At 70.1% G+C, this 14,469-nt stretch carries 14 protein-coding genes, 1 tRNA gene and 2 pseudogenes; 10 read left to right on the top strand and 7 right to left on the bottom strand.

Translation table 11 applies throughout. The annotated features are described in order from the left end of the window. The 9 genes and pseudogenes from A5714_RS03980 to A5714_RS04020 form a co-directional block, all read left to right on the top strand. Positions 1-302: pseudogene (locus A5714_RS03980) on the top strand (UDP-N-acetylmuramate--L-alanine ligase); the annotation flags it as partial. Then, complete coding sequence (locus tag A5714_RS03985) at positions 299-1,255, top strand: cell division protein FtsQ/DivIB (protein WP_068067903.1); 957 nt, start codon at positions 299-301, stop codon at positions 1,253-1,255. The pseudogene A5714_RS03980 and the gene A5714_RS03985, both read left to right, overlap by 4 nt. Positions 1,256-1,460: 205 nt before the next feature. Beyond that, positions 1,461-2,615, top strand: a complete 1,155-nt coding sequence (gene ftsZ, locus A5714_RS03990) for a cell division protein FtsZ (RefSeq protein WP_068067929.1) — start codon at positions 1,461-1,463, stop codon at positions 2,613-2,615. A 61-nt stretch (positions 2,616-2,676) separates the two neighbouring features. Further along, positions 2,677-3,384 (top strand): peptidoglycan editing factor PgeF, encoded by a 708-nt coding sequence (gene pgeF / locus A5714_RS03995; RefSeq protein ID WP_068282980.1) that lies wholly within the window; start codon positions 2,677-2,679, stop codon positions 3,382-3,384. Between the two features lie 5 nt (positions 3,385-3,389). Then, positions 3,390-4,169, top strand: coding sequence for a YggS family pyridoxal phosphate-dependent enzyme (locus A5714_RS04000; RefSeq protein WP_068282999.1), 780 nt, complete (start codon positions 3,390-3,392; stop codon positions 4,167-4,169). A 66-nt stretch (positions 4,170-4,235) separates the two neighbouring features. Beyond that, a complete protein-coding gene (locus A5714_RS04005; protein ID WP_068067897.1) occupies positions 4,236-4,898 on the top strand; it encodes a cell division protein SepF in 663 nt (220 codons plus the stop codon). A gap of 169 nt (positions 4,899-5,067) precedes the next feature. After that, positions 5,068-5,358 carry a YggT family protein gene (locus tag A5714_RS04010; RefSeq protein WP_003878110.1) on the top strand — a complete coding sequence of 97 codons (291 nt, stop codon included), beginning with the start codon at positions 5,068-5,070 and terminating at the stop codon, positions 5,356-5,358. Positions 5,359-5,643: 285 nt separating this feature from the next. Further along, positions 5,644-6,450, top strand: a complete 807-nt coding sequence (locus A5714_RS04015) for a DivIVA domain-containing protein (protein ID WP_068282982.1) — start codon at positions 5,644-5,646, stop codon at positions 6,448-6,450. 85 nt (positions 6,451-6,535) lie between these two features. Next, positions 6,536-6,865, top strand: a complete 330-nt coding sequence (locus tag A5714_RS04020) for a phage holin family protein (protein ID WP_068067891.1) — start codon at positions 6,536-6,538, stop codon at positions 6,863-6,865. A gap of 18 nt (positions 6,866-6,883) precedes the next feature. On the opposite strand, the gene A5714_RS04025 is transcribed toward A5714_RS04020, so the two are convergent. From A5714_RS04025 to A5714_RS04055, 7 genes are all read right to left on the bottom strand, one after another. Next, positions 6,884-7,561, bottom strand: coding sequence for a phosphoribosyltransferase (locus A5714_RS04025; protein ID WP_068282984.1), 678 nt, complete (start codon positions 7,559-7,561; stop codon positions 6,884-6,886). A 338-nt stretch (positions 7,562-7,899) separates the two neighbouring features. Continuing rightward, entirely contained in the window at positions 7,900-8,754 is an 855-nt protein-coding gene (locus A5714_RS04030) for an MBL fold metallo-hydrolase (RefSeq protein WP_068282987.1), read from the bottom strand. Between the two features lie 43 nt (positions 8,755-8,797). After that, positions 8,798-9,472 (bottom strand): cysteine hydrolase, encoded by a 675-nt coding sequence (locus A5714_RS04035; protein WP_068282989.1) that lies wholly within the window; start codon positions 9,470-9,472, stop codon positions 8,798-8,800. 193 nt (positions 9,473-9,665) lie between these two features. Next, a complete protein-coding gene (locus A5714_RS04040) occupies positions 9,666-10,046 on the bottom strand; it encodes an STAS domain-containing protein (RefSeq protein ID WP_068282992.1) in 381 nt (126 codons plus the stop codon). Further along, positions 10,043-11,137, bottom strand: a complete 1,095-nt coding sequence (locus A5714_RS04045) for a B12-binding domain-containing protein (protein WP_068282994.1) — start codon at positions 11,135-11,137, stop codon at positions 10,043-10,045. The genes A5714_RS04040 and A5714_RS04045 overlap by 4 nt, the downstream gene beginning before the upstream one ends. After that, positions 11,134-12,807: a PP2C family protein-serine/threonine phosphatase gene (locus A5714_RS04050; RefSeq protein ID WP_068282996.1), complete on the bottom strand. Its 1,674-nt coding sequence runs from the start codon at positions 12,805-12,807 to the stop codon at positions 11,134-11,136. Before A5714_RS04050 ends, A5714_RS04045 begins: the two co-directional genes overlap by 4 nt. A gap of 122 nt (positions 12,808-12,929) precedes the next feature. Further along, positions 12,930-13,015: transfer RNA gene (locus tag A5714_RS04055), tRNA-Leu, on the bottom strand. A 97-nt stretch (positions 13,016-13,112) separates the two neighbouring features. Here A5714_RS04055 and A5714_RS04060 point away from each other — a divergent pair. After that, positions 13,113-14,267, top strand: a pseudogene (locus tag A5714_RS04060) (M20/M25/M40 family metallo-hydrolase); the annotation flags it as partial. Between the last annotated feature and the right edge of the window lie 202 nt (positions 14,268-14,469).

Consider the following 14,469-nt stretch of genomic DNA (forward strand, 5'->3'; position numbering starts at 1 on the left):
AGGAGTTCGGCGCCGCACTGGACGCGGCGGACGAGGTCTTCGTCTTGGACGTCTACGGCGCGCGCGAGCAGCCGCTGGCCGGGGTCAGCGGCGCCAGCGTCGCCGAACACGTCAGCGCGCCGGTGCGCTACCTACCGAACTTCTCCGCGGTCCCCGAGCAGGTCGCCGCCGCCGCCGGGCCCGGTGACGTCATCGTCACCATGGGCGCGGGGGACGTGACGCTGCTGGGGCCCGAGATCGTCACGGCCCTGCGCGGCCGGGCGAGCCGCGACGTACCCGGCCGGCCCGGGGTGCGGCGATGACGCAGCCCAACGACGCCACCCCGGCGCACGTGGTCGGCGAACCGGGGGGCGGCTTCGACGATTCGGCCACCGAGCCGATCTTCGTTGGGGGCCCCGCCGCGGACGAGGCGGGCGAGCAGGACGACGAGTTCGAGGGGCCGCGCCGCCGGGCCCGGCGAGAGCGCGCCGAACGGCGCGCCGCGCAGGCCCGCGCCACCGCGATCGAGGAGGCGCGCCGCGAGGCCAAGCGCCGGGTCAGCGGGCGGGCGGGCAGCGGGCCACGCGCACCGCAGAAACCCGCGCGCGGGGTGGTGCGCGGCCTGAAGATGCTGCTGGTGACGGTGTTACTGGTGATTGCGGGCGTCGGCCTGGCGCTGATCCTCTACTTCACCCCGGCGATGTCAGCGCGCAACATCGTGGTGGTGGGCACCGGGGTGGTGACCCGCGAGGAGGTCCTCGACGCGGCGCGGGTCCGTCCGGGAACCCCGCTGCTGCAGATCAACACCAGCCAGGTTGCCGATCGGGTGGCGGCGATCCGGCGGGTCGCCAGCGCCCGCGTGCAGCGCCAGTATCCGTCCGCGCTGCGGATCACCATCGTCGAGCGAATCCCGGTAGCGGTCAAGGACTTTCCCGACGGCCCCCACCTGTTCGACCGCGACGGTGTCGACTTCGCGACGGGACCGCCGCCACCGGCGCTGCCGTACCTCGACGTCGCCGATCCCGGGCCCAACGATCCGGCGACCAAGGCGGCGCTGCAGGTGCTGACTGCGCTGCGACCCGAGGTCGCCAGCGAGGTCGGGCGGATCGCGGCGCCCTCGGTCGCCTCGATCACCCTCACGCTGGGCGACGGCCGGGTGGTGACCTGGGGAACCACCGACCGGACCGAAGAGAAGGCGGAGAAGCTGGCCGCGCTGCTCACCCAGCCGGGGCACACCTACGACGTCTCCAGTCCCGACCTGCCGACCGTCAAATAGGGGCGCGGGCTGCGGGAAAAAAGCGTGCGGCGCGTCGGCGCGCCTGCCGGGTTCGCGCGCGCCCTGCCCATACCGTTCTGGTTGCGCGGAACTACTTGACATAACTCTAACTCTATGGTTGAGGTTGAGAGTTTGCCGGGGAGGGCCGCGACCGACCACCACACACCCACCAGGAACGCAGTCCCACCAGGGAGGAACCCGAATGATGACCCCCCCGCATAACTACCTGGCCGTCATCAAGGTCGTGGGTATCGGTGGCGGCGGCGTCAACGCCGTGAACCGAATGATCGAACAAGGCCTCAAGGGCGTCGAGTTCATCGCGATCAACACCGACGCGCAGGCCCTGCTGATGAGCGACGCCGACGTCAAACTCGACGTCGGCCGCGAATCCACCCGCGGCCTGGGCGCCGGCGCCGACCCCGAGGTCGGCCGCAAGGCCGCCGAGGACGCCAAGGACGAGATCGAGGAGCTGCTGCGCGGCGCCGACATGGTGTTCGTCACCGCCGGCGAGGGCGGCGGCACCGGCACCGGTGGAGCGCCGGTGGTCGCCAGCATCGCGCGCAAGCTGGGCGCGCTGACCGTCGGCGTGGTCACCCGTCCGTTCTCCTTCGAGGGCAAGCGGCGCGGCAACCAGGCCGAAAGCGGCATCGCGGCGCTGCGCGAAAGCTGCGACACCCTGATCGTGATCCCCAACGACCGCCTGCTGCAGATGGGCGACGCCGCCGTGTCGCTGATGGACGCGTTCCGCAGCGCCGACGAGGTGCTGCTCAACGGTGTGCAGGGCATCACCGACCTGATCACCACGCCCGGCCTGATCAACGTCGACTTTGCCGACGTCAAGGGCATCATGTCCGGCGCGGGGACCGCGCTGATGGGCATCGGGTCCGCGCGCGGCGAGGGCCGCTCGCTCAAGGCCGCCGAGATCGCCATCAACTCGCCGCTGCTCGAAGCCTCGATGGAGGGCGCGCACGGGGTGCTGATGTCGATCGCCGGCGGCAGCGACCTGGGCCTGTTCGAGATCAACGAGGCCGCCTCGCTGGTCCAGGACGCCGCCCACCAGGACGCCAACATCATCTTCGGTACCGTGATCGACGACTCGCTCGGCGACGAGGTGCGCGTCACCGTCATCGCCGCGGGCTTCGACGCCGCGGGCGCGGGCCGCAAGCCCGTCGTCGGCAGCACCGGCACCGAGAAGACCGGCGGCGCTCACCGCATCGAGTCGGCCAAGGCCGGCAAGCTCACCTCGACGCTCTTCGAGCCGGTCGACGCCGTCAGCGTGCCGCTGCACACCAACGGCGCCACGCTCAACATCGGCGGCGAGGACGACGACGTCGACGTGCCGCCGTTCATGCGCCGCTGAGGCGGGGCTGTCGGTGGCGACGGAGACCCTGGCCGACAACGGCTTTGGGGATACTGGTCGTGTGAGCGTTCGGATCCGGCGGGTGACCACCACGCGTGCGGGCGGTGTGTCCAGGCCCCCGTTCGACACCTTCAACCTGGGCGACCACGTCGGGGACGCGCCGAAGGCCGTGGCCGCCAACCGGGCCCGGCTGGCCGCCGCGATCCGCCTGCCGCAAGACCGCGTCGTCTGGATGAACCAGGTGCACGGCGACCGCGTCGAGGTGGCCGACGGGCCGCGCGACACCGCGTTCGACGACACCGACGCCCTGGTCACGCGCACGCCGCGGCTGGCGCTGGCGGTGGTGACCGCGGACTGCGTTCCGGTGTTGCTGGCCGACGCCCGTGCCGGTGTGGTCGGCGCCGTGCACGCCGGCCGGGTCGGCGCCCAACGCGGCGTCGTGGCCCGCGCGGTCGAGGCGATGCTGGCCCTGGGCGCGCAGCCCGGTGACATCTCGGCGTTGCTGGGCCCCGCGGTCAGTGGGCGCAACTACGAAGTTCCCGCGGCCATGGCCGACGAGGTCGAGACGGCGCTGCCCGGCAGCCGCACCACGACCGCGGCCGGCACGCCCGGCCTGGACCTGCGGGCCGGGATCGCCGGTCAGCTGCGACGGCTGGGCGTCGAGGCGGTCGACACCGATCCGCGCTGCACCGTGGCCGACCCCGCCTTGTTCAGCCATCGTCGGGACGCGCCGACCGGTCGGCTGGCCTCCGTGATCTGGATGGAGTGACCGCGATGGCGGACACGGCGCCCCCGGCGAACCCGGGGGATCGCGAGGCCGAACTCACCCACGCACTCGCGGCGGTGCGGTCGCGGCTCGCCGACGCGGCGGCGGCCGCGGGACGCCACGTCAGCGAGATTGAGTTGCTGCCGATCACCAAGTTCTTCCCGGCGACCGACGTGGTCATCCTGTCCCGCCTGGGCTGTCGGGCCGTCGGGGAATCCCGCGACCAGGAGGCAACCGCGAAGGTGACCGATGTCACGCGCCAGCTGGCGGCGCTCGGACGGGCGGACGCCGCGCCGCGCTGGCACATGGTGGGCCACATCCAGCGGAACAAGGCCCGATCCGTCGCGCGGTGGGCGCACACCGCGCATTCGGTGGACAGCCGGCAGCTGGCCTCGGCGCTGGACCGGGGCGTGGCCGCGGCGCAGGCTGACGGGCACCGCCGCGACCCCCTGCGCGTCTACGTGCAGGTCAGCCTCGATGGCGACGAGTCGCGCGGCGGGGTGGACGTCGGCCGGCCGGGTGCGGTCGACGAGGTATGTGCGCAGGTAGCGGGTTCGGACAAGCTGAGACTCGTCGGGCTGATGGGGATCCCGCCGCTGGACTCGGATCCGCGCGCCGCGTTCGAGCGGCTGCAGGCGGAGCACTCGCGGATCCTCGAGTCGCACCGCGACGCCGTGGGCCTGTCGGCGGGCATGTCCAACGACTTCGAAATTGCCGTCAAACACGGTGCGACATGTGTGCGTGTCGGTACCGCGCTAATGGGCCCGCGGCGGCTACCGTCACCGTAAGTAGTCACTGTAGTAACACCTTCATCACTAACAACAGAAATCCCAGGGGCTAGAAGGGTCAACACGATGAGCACACTGCACAAAGTCAAGGCCTATTTCGGTATGGCCCCGATGGACGACTACGAAGACGAGTATTACGACGACCGCGCCCCTTCCCGCGGTTTTCCACGCCCCCGATTCGACGACGGATATGGCCGTTATGACGGGCGCGACTACGACGACCCGCGCGCCGAACTGAGGCCCGAGCCCGAGTACGACGCGCCGCCGCCCGGGTACCGCGGCGGGTACGCCGAGGAGCCCCGCTACGCCGCGGTGCACCCCCGCGAGTTCGACCGCCCCGACATGAACCGGCAAAGCCCTCGCTTCGGGTCGTGGCTGCGCAACTCCACCCGCGGCGCGCTGGCGATGGACCCCCGCCGGATGGCGATGATGTTCGAGGAAGGGCACCCGCTCTCCAAGATCACCACGCTGCGCCCGAAGGACTACAGCGAGGCCCGCACGATCGGTGAACGGTTCCGCGACGGCACCCCGGTCATCATGGACCTGGTGTCGATGGACAACGCCGACGCCAAGCGCCTCGTCGACTTCGCGGCGGGCCTGGCGTTCGCGCTGCGCGGCTCCTTCGACAAGGTCGCGACGAAAGTGTTCTTGCTCTCGCCCGCCGATGTCGACGTGTCGCCGGAGGAACGCCGCCGGATCGCCGAAACCGGTTTCTACGCTTACCAATAGGCTCACCACAACGTGCTAGGCCGCGGCTCGTCGGGTCGCGGCCTGCCGCACTTACCCGTCGGCGCGCGAGCCACCGAGTGGGTGCCGACGCCACGGGTCGGTACGCTGGCAGGCGCCGCGCCGGTCCGCGGCGCTTGACATCTCATCGGGTAAGGTCGGGGCTCTTCAGTTGGTGCTGTTCTTTCAGATCCTTGGGTTCGCGCTGTTCATTTTCTGGCTGCTGCTCATCGCACGGGTCGTCGTCGAATTCATCCGGTCGTTCAGCCGCGACTGGCATCCCACCGGCATCACCGTGGTGGTGCTGGAGATCATCATGTCGATCACCGATCCGCCGGTGAAGCTACTGCGCCGGCTCATCCCGCAGCTGACCATCGGCGCGGTCCGATTCGACCTGTCGATCATGGTCCTGCTGTTGGTCGCGTTCATCGGGATGCAGCTGGCGTTCGGCGCCGCGGCCTGATCCGATCCCGGCCGCACCGCCCCGCCGGAATTGCGGCGCTTCGGCACGCCGACTTCCGATCCGGAGACGGTTCGGCCACGTTTTAGCGTCGGTTTGGCGGCCCCGATTTAAAAATTCCAAGGTTTCCGATTTTATTGGCCTGACTGTTTGAAATTGGTTCTTATTTATTGGGCTAATCCGCGACGGTCGCGTCGCGTGTGACAGGATGGACGGCAGTTGCACGACGGCTACCACTGCGTTCTACACTTTCTGCAACGTTCGACAGGAACTTGAGGGGACGAAACAATGCCGCTTACACCAGCCGACGTCCACAATGTGGCGTTCAGTAAGCCACCGATCGGCAAGCGGGGCTACAACGAAGACGAGGTCGACGCCTTCCTCGACTTGGTGGAAGCCGAGCTGACGCGGCTCATCGAAGAGAACAGCGATCTGCGTCAACGGATCGAAGAGCTGGACCACGAGCTGGCCTCCGGCGGCGGTGCCGCCCCCGCCGCGGTCGCCGCCGCGCCCACGCAGGCAATCCCGGTCGCAGAGCCCGAGCCCGTCAAGCCGACCCCGGCCCCGGCGCCGGTGTCCAGTGCGTCCGCGGCGTCGAACGAGGAGCAGGCCATGAAGGCCGCCAGGGTGCTGACCCTGGCCCAGGACACCGCCGACCGGCTGACGACCACGGCCAAGGCCGAGTCGGAGAAGATGCTGGCCGACGCCCGCGCCAACGCCGACCAGATCCTCAGCGAGGCGCGGCACACCGCCGAAACCACGGTCACCGAGGCCCGCCAGCGCGCCGACTCGATGCTGGCCGACGCCCAGACCCGCTCGGAGACGCAGTTGCGGCAGGCCCAGGAGAAGGCCGACGCCCTGCAGGCCGACGCCGAGCGCAAGCACTCCGAGATCATGGGCACCATCAACCAGCAGCGCACCGTGCTGGAAGGCCGCCTCGAGCAGCTGCGCACCTTCGAGCGCGAGTACCGCACCCGGCTCAAGACCTACCTGGAATCCCAGCTGGAGGAGCTCGGGCAGCGCGGGTCCGCCGCCCCGGTCGACTCGAGCGCCGACGCGGGTGGCTTCGACCAGTTCAATCGCGGCAACAACTAGCCCCTCCGGTCGTGCCGGCGTTCGCCGGGCCTTGAGCTCGGCGCACCGGACCCGGCGGTCCGTTCGTCCCCTGGGAGGGTGACCGATGCTCGTCATTGCGCTGGTTCTGGCCCTGATCGGGCTCGTCGCGCTGGTGTTCGCCGTCGTCACCAGCAACGAGCTGGTTGCTTGGGTGTGCATCGCGGCCAGCGTCGTGGGCGTGGTGCTGCTGATCGTCGACGCGCTGCGGGAGCGCCAACGCCGCGACGCGGGCGTCGAGGCCGAGCCCGACGGCGAGGCGGCCGCCGACGAGGACAGCTACGTGGACTATCCGGAGGAAGAATCCGGCGAGGGCCACACCGAAGCCGAGGCCGACGCGGAGCCGACGCAGTCGGCGGTTCCGGCGGAGGGCCGCGGCGACGAACCCGCGAAGTAGGCGCGGCGCTCGCCGCGCTCATCCGATCGGCGTGCGCAGTAGCTCGCGCACCTCGTCGTCGCCGACCTGGTGGAAATCGCCGTATACCTGGCCGACCGCCTCGAATCCGGGCGGTGTCGTCGCGCACACGACGTGATCGGCCTCGCTCCCGAGCTCGCGGCAAGCGGATTGCGGGCCCACCGGGACCGCCACCACGATCGACCGGGCGCCGGCGGCGCGCACCGCCCTGACGGCCGCCACCATGCTGGCGCCGGTGGCGATGCCGTCGTCGACCAGGATTACCACCTTGTCGCGCAGATCGGCGATCCGCCGGCCGCCGCGGTACGCCTGCTCGCGCCGCTCGAGTTCGACCGTCTCGGTGGCGATCACGTCGCGCACCTGCTGCTCGGTGATGCGCAGGTTGGCCACCACGTCGTCGTTCATCACCACGGTGCCGCCGCTGGCCACCGCGCCCATCGCCAGCTCCGACCAGCGCGGCACGCCGAGTTTGCGCACCAGGAAGACGTCGAGCGGGGCGCGCAGCGCCCTGGCGACCTCCCGCGCCACCGGCACGCCCCCGCGGGCCAGCCCGAACACCAGCACGTCACCGCGGTCCCGGTACGGCGCCAACTCCTCGGCCACCGCGCGGCCTGCCTCCCGACGGTCGCGGAAGGTCCGCGTCGCCGCTCGCCGGAGGAAGCCGTTCGGTCGGTTCATGGGTCTGCCCCAACCCTACGTCCGGTGGCGGCGTTCACAACTCTTTGGCCGCGCCGTCGGCGGTGCGGATCGGCCCGTCCCACCCGATGAGCGTCTCCTTACGACGCACGACGCCCCGGAGGCGTCCCCAAAGCTGAACCCGGTGGCCATCGGGTTCTGCTTCGGGCGGCAAGGCGCTGACAGGAACCCTGGGCGAGCAGGGCTGGCGGTGGTCGCTGCGAGCGCCTCGACGTCGAGGCTCGCCCAGCCGGACCGCTCCCGCCACGCCGTCGATCACCGAAGGCGTCAACCAGCTAGCTGAGCGCGCCGCAGTCGAACCGGTTGGCGGCGAACGGGTTTCAAGCGCCGCGCGGGGCCGGCTGCGGGGTGAACGAGTAGCTTTCGCCGTGCGCCAGGTAGACGAACTCCGTCTCGGCGCTGGACGCCTCGGCCGCCTTCTTGAAGTCGTCGAGCCCGGACAAGAAGACGGAGAAGTCGTTGTAGTGGATGGGAATAGCGGCGCGCGGCCTGGTGATCTCGACGGCCCGCACCGCCTGCTCGCCCGTCATCGTCACCACCGTCACCAAAAACGTGGTGCCGCCGCTGTGGATTAGGCCGAGGTCGATGCCGGGATACCGCCGCGGGATGTCCTCGAGCCTGTCGACCAGCATGGTGTCACCGGTGATGTACAGGCGGTACAACAGCTCGCCGTCGCGGCCGAAGTCCAGCAGGTGCCCGTTGACGGGCATCAGCAGCTGCTCGACCGCCTCGTCGGCGGCGTGCTTGGCCGGCATCGCGGTAATCGTCAGCGTCGCTTCGCCTTTGCGCACCCGCAGCGCTTGCCAGGTGTCCAGGGCGTGGCCGCGCTCGAAGCCCAGGGCGGCGAGCTTGCCGACCGCGTCCGCCGTCGAGACGATCGGTAGCGTCTTGTCGAGCTCTTCGGCGGCGACGTCGTCGAAATGGTCGCCGTGGTAATGGGATAACACGATCAGGTCGATCGGCGGGAGGTCGGCGACTTGGCAGGCCGGCTCGACCTCGCGGCGCGCCCAGATGCCATGCCCGAGGTCGACGTGCTCGCCCTTGTGCAAAAAGGCGGGGTCGGTGAGGATCGTCAACCCGCCGAATCGGATCAGCGTGGTGGCGTTGCCGATGAAATACACGTCGCCACCGCTGAAGTCCGCTGCACCGTCGGCCGCTAAATCCAGTTCGCGCATCGTTGTCCGTCCATTCTCAGTCGTGAACCGCCGTGAAACGAGGTCAGCCGGTCATCGCCGCCACGGCCTCGCTGGTGCTCGGAACGGCGTGGGCGAGGAAGGCGTAGTTGATCAGCGCTGCCTGGTAACCGTCGCCCCAGACCGGGTGCCGCGGGCCGGCGGTGGCGTCGCGAACCACCGCCACCTGAAATCCTTGCTCGAGCAGGTCGCGCAGGTGTGACTCCACGCAGATGTTGGCCAGCATGCCGCACAAGAGGACCGTGTTGATGCGCCGCTTGCGCAGCTGCAGCACGAGGTCGTTGGTTTGCGGTCCCCATACCTTGTGCGGGCTGGCGACCACGGTGGCGGGGTCCTCGACGAACGGCTTGAGCTCCTCGAGCCAGTCCGCCCCGGAGCCCGCGAAACCGGTCAGGTTCAGCGCGCCGCTGCGCCCGAATGTGTTGGTGCGCAACTCCTCCGACTCGAGCGGACCGTTGAAGAGCCAGCGGTGGTCGGTGGGGTAGAAGTAGTGCGGCGAGATGAAGACGGGATAGCGGTTGTCCCGGGCGGCGGTGAGCAGCTCCACCAGGTGGCGCACCGTGTCGTTCTCCACGACGCTGGCCTGCAACAGCTCCCAGCTGGTGCCGGTGGGGCTCAGGACGTCGTTCTGCGGGTCGATGACGACGACGGCGGTGTCGGCGGGGTCATAGCGCAGCGATGCGGGCGTCGACGAGGTCATGTCTCTTCCGGGGGCGGCGGGTTTTCAAGAGCTGAACGTCTGGCGGCGGCGGTCTTTCCTGCGCCACCCGACGAGTCGGGGTCCGGGTGGCATGCCTACATGGTGCCGCCTGCCGATGCAAAGAAAAAGACGCGAATCGCGATCGCTGTGATCGGGTGGGCCGATCAATCCCGGTGGTGATGGAGGCGGGCGTTCAGCGGACCCCGGACTCGCCGGGAGCGTTCTGGCCCCGCCGGTCGGGGCCGGACGCCTCGGCGGCACCGGTGGTGACCAGGTGGTCGAAAGTGCCGGTGATGTCGAGAATTCGCTCGAGGAAGCGGGGCCGGTGGTCGAGGTGCAGGAGCACGCCGGCCTGGTAGGTGCGGCGGCGCACCAGCAGCAAGCCGGACAGGCCGGCGGAATCGCAGAACGCCAACTCGGACAGGTCGAGGTGCAGGTGCGCCAGGCCGGGGTGCTGGGCGAGCAACTCACCGACGGCGTCCACCAGGTTGTCGGTGGTCTCGTAGACCAGGTCACCCGCCACGTGCAGGCGAGCCGACCGCGCCGTGGTCGCGACGCTCAAGGAGAGGTTCATTCGGCGGCTCCCGGGCTGGCAATGGCGGCGAGGGCATCGGTTGCGGCCCGCAACAGGCGCTGACTGCGGGGGAAATCGTTGAGTTGCGCGGTCAGCAAGTCGAGTGCCGGGTGCAGCGAGGCGGCAGGCACGCCGCGGGCGAGGAGGATCTCGGCGGTCCAGCCGATGAAATCGGTGAACAACGCGTCGTCGTCGGTGTACAGGGCGACGGTGAGGAAATCGACGATGTGGGCGATGTCTTCGACGGTGTGCTGGTGCTGCTCTTCGGTGTAAGCGCTCATGGCCGGGAAGCGGTTCTCCAAGTCGGTGACCGTCGACTTGACCAGCTGCGCGGCGGTCCGGCTGACCATCGTGTATTCCTGGTCGATCAGGTGCGGCAGGTCGTCGACCGGCTGGCGGCCCAGCGCCCGGCGCACGGTGGAGAAGCCGTTGCCGAGGCGTTCGGCGGCCGCGCGGGCGTCGGGCGCCCAGGCGTCCGCGCCCAGCTGGCGGGCGAAGCGGCCGTCGCGGCCGAAGGCGGCGCCGCCGGCCAGCACCGGGTAGCCGGCGGCCTGGCACGCGATGATCGCGGCGTGCGCGTTGGGCAGCCGGACCGGAATCGAGCAGGACAGCGCCACCACATCGGGGCCGTGCTGGTGCAGGTGCGCAATCAGGTGCGGGGTGGGCACCTGGGCGCCGAGGAAGTCGACCTGCCAGCCCCGCAACCGCAGCACCTCCGCGAGCAGCCGGGCCGGCAGCGCGTGCCATTCGCCGTCGACGCAGGCCAGGCTGACCCGGCCGCCGTGCCCGGGCGTTTGGCCCGCCGGGTGGTGGGCGAGCGCGGCGATCACCCGATCGTTGATCGCGGTGGCCGCGTGTTCCTGGGCGACGCTGATCCGGTTGGCGGCCCATTCGGTGCCCACCTTGTGCTGCACCGGCGCGATCACATCGAGCAGGACGTCCTCGGCCGCCATGCCGGCGTCCATGGCGGCGAAAACCGTTGCCGCCGCGGCATATTCGTCACGGTCGGTGAGCGCGCCCCAAAGCCGATCCCGCACGACGGCTTGCTCGTCGGCGCGGGTTTCGGTGGTCTCGGCATCGTGGGACCTCATGCCACGTACCTGCCCCGGGTGTGGCCGTCGACGGCGCTGAGGTGGGTGCGCTGTGGCGCGGTGATGGCGACCACGGCGATGTCGTCGTGCACGCGCTTTCCGACCCACTGCGTGGTCAGCATCAGGACGCGTTCGACGACGGCCTCGGCCGGCATGCCGGCGCATCCGGTCAGGGCCGCGGCGAGGCGCTGCTCGCCGAAGAAGTCGCCACCGAGCGGGCCGCCGCGCGCCTCGGTGATCCCGTCGGTGTAGAGCACGCAGGTTTCCCCGGGCGCCAGCGACGTCTCGAAGGACTGCACGGTGATGCGCGGCAGGGCGCCGACCAGCGTGCCCTTGGTGTCGGCCTCCTCGACCTGCCCGTTGTCCCGAACGATCAGCGGCGGGGGATGCCCGGCGCTGGTCAGGCGCAGCACCACCTCGCCGTCGCGGTAAGCCACCGACGCCAGGACGAGCGTCGCGAACCTGGTGTGGTCGGACGACAACATCGCCCGGTTGAGCAGCGTCAGTACGCCCTCGTGATCCTGGGCGAGCGGCGTCAGGGCCTGCAGTGTGTTGCGGATCTTGCCGGTCATGACGGCGGCCTCCAGCCCCTTGCCGCACACGTCACCGAGCACCACCAGGGTCTCGTCCTCCGGGGTGGCGGCGGGGTGGAAGTCGTAGAAGTCGCCCCCGACAACCTCGTAGTCCTTCGACGCGCGATAGCCGCCGGCGAACTCGATGCCGTGCAAGCCGTGCAGCGGTGGTGGCAACAGATCGCGCATCAGCGTGCGGGTGATGGCCGCCTGCTCGGCGTAGAGGCGCGCGGCCGACAGCGCCGCGCCGGCGCGCGCGGCGAACATCCCGGCGAAAACCTCATCCTCCGCGTTGTGCACCGGTCGATCGGCCCGGCGCAGCAGGACCAGCGCCCCCGCCGAGACGCCGTGCCCCGGCAGCGACAGGATCATCACCGAACCGACTGCACCCGAAAACTCTTGCGGCACAAGCCATTCCGGCACGGTCGCGGCGTCGATCCAGCTTGAGGACACCGGCGGGAAGCCGTGCAGTGCCTCGCTGAGTCCCGCGACCGCCGCGGGGTCGGCGTCGACGCTGCACTGTTCGACCGCCCCGGCCGCACCGCTGTAGAAGACGGGCAGCCGCCGGCCGCGGCCCGCCGACGGGGCGACCAGCACGGCGGCGTCGGCCAGATGGCGGGCGGCCAGTTGCACGGTCGCCTCGCGGCAACGGTCGACGTTGAGCGACGCCGTCAGAACCGAGGACGCCTCGAGCAGGATCGCGGTGCGCTCCTGTTCGCGCGCCAGCGCCTCCTGTGCCTCTCGCAGCAACTGGCCGGTGTCCTCGACCAGGGACCACGCCACCTCGCCGCTGGGCAGCACGGCAGCGTAGGCGTCGAACTTGCGGCTGCCCACGCTGCCCGACGCCAAGCGCTGGTCCTTGACGGCAGCGGCGCCAGAGGCCGGCGGCGCTTGAACGAGACGGTGATGCGCGTCGGCAAGCCAGTCGATCGCGGCGGCGATCTCGTCGCCCGGTGTGGTGCCCGGCAGCAGGGACTGCGCAGAGGTGCTCAGGGCGTGCACGGCGCCGGCGCGGTCGACGACCAGCGTGGGGCAGGGCACAGCGGCCCACAAAGCGTCGAGATCGATCTCAACGCCTATGTGGGCACCGTCATGCATCGCAAAGGACCTGTCGCTGGTCGGAAGAGACCGGGCTAACGCTACGCCGAGTCTACGCATACCGAATCGTGCGAGGGCGCACGCAAGAAGTTGGCCGCCTATTTGACCGGATGTCGCACGCGTGTCCGAGGGGGGACTTGAACCCCCACGCCCATTAGTAGGGCACTAGCACCTCAAGCTAGCGCGTCTGCCATTCCGCCACTCGGACCAGACCAACCGCATGGGTTGGCAGCTAAGGCTATCGGATTGTCGCACCGGCGCCCAACCCAGCCGGGCGGCGCGACCCGAGCCCGGCGGCGACGGCAATGGTAGGAACGTTGGTTGTGAGCCTTCAGAGCGGGGCGGCCGACGCCCCCACCGACCCGGGCGACGATGTGGTGGAGGTCGTCAGCAGGTTGATCCGGTTCGACACCACCAACACCGGCGAACCGGAGACGACCCAGGGCGAGGCCGAATGCGCCCAGTGGGTCGCCGAGCAGCTCGCGGAGGTCGGCTACGCGCCGCAGTACGTCGAGTCCGGCGGACCCGGCCGCGGCAACGTGATCGCCCGTCTGCCGGGCGCGGACTCCGGGCGCGGTGCCCTGCTCATCCACGGCCACCTCGACGTGGTGCCGGCCGAGCCGACTGAGTGGAGCGTGCACCCCTTCTCGGGCGCGATCAAAGACGGATTCGTCTGGGGGCGCGGCGCGGTCGACATGAAGGACATGGTCGGCATGATGATCGTGGTGGCCCGCCAGCTGAAACGGGCCGGCATCGTGCCCCCGCGAGACCTGGTGTTCGCCTTTCTCGCCGACGAGGAGCACGGCGGCACGTACGGGGCGCAGTGGCTGGTGGACAACCGGCCCGAGCTGTTCGACGGTGTCACCGAGGCGATCGGTGAGGTCGGCGGATTCTCCCTGACGGTGCCGCGGCCCGACGGCACCGAGCGCCGGCTGTACCTGATCGAGACGGCCGAGAAGGGGCTGTCCTGGATGCGGTTGACCGCCCGCGGGCCGGCGGGTCACGGCTCGATGGTGCACGACCAGAACGCCGTCACCGCGGTCGCCGAGGCAGTGGCCCGCTTGGGCAGGCACCGCTTCCCGCTGGTGCTCACCGACACTGTCAGCCAATTCCTCGCGGCCGTCAGCGAGGAGACCGGGTTCGAGTTCGACGTCGAGTCTCCGGACGTCGAGGGGGCTATCGACAAGCTCGGGCCGACGGCCCGGATGCTCAAGGCGGTCCTGTATGACACCGCCAACCCCACCATGCTCAAGGCTGGTTACAAGGCCAACGTCGTCCCGGCGATCGCCGAAGCGGTGGTCGACTGCCGGATCCTGCCGGGCCGCAAAGAGGCGTTCGAGGCCGAGATCGACGAACTGATCGGCCCGGACGTGACCCGCGAATGGATCCGCGATTTCTCGTCCTACGAGACGAGCTTCGACGGCGACCTGGTGGACGCCATGAACGCCGCGCTGAAATCCAGGTCCGGCGGCAGGCGCAACGGGCTGAACCCGAAGCAACGAATTCCCAAGCGGGCGAACGCTTTCGCATCGGTGCCACCGGAAAGCATGTAAGGCACGGTGCGAGCGTCGGGATCCAGCGCGAGCAGCGCGGCGTTCATGGCGTCCACCAGGTCGCCGTCGAAGCTCGTCTCGTAGGACGAGAAATCGCGGATCCAGTCCT

The organism is Mycobacterium sp. E2462 (assembly GCF_001672685.1).
Taxonomy (GTDB): domain Bacteria; phylum Actinomycetota; class Actinomycetes; order Mycobacteriales; family Mycobacteriaceae; genus Mycobacterium.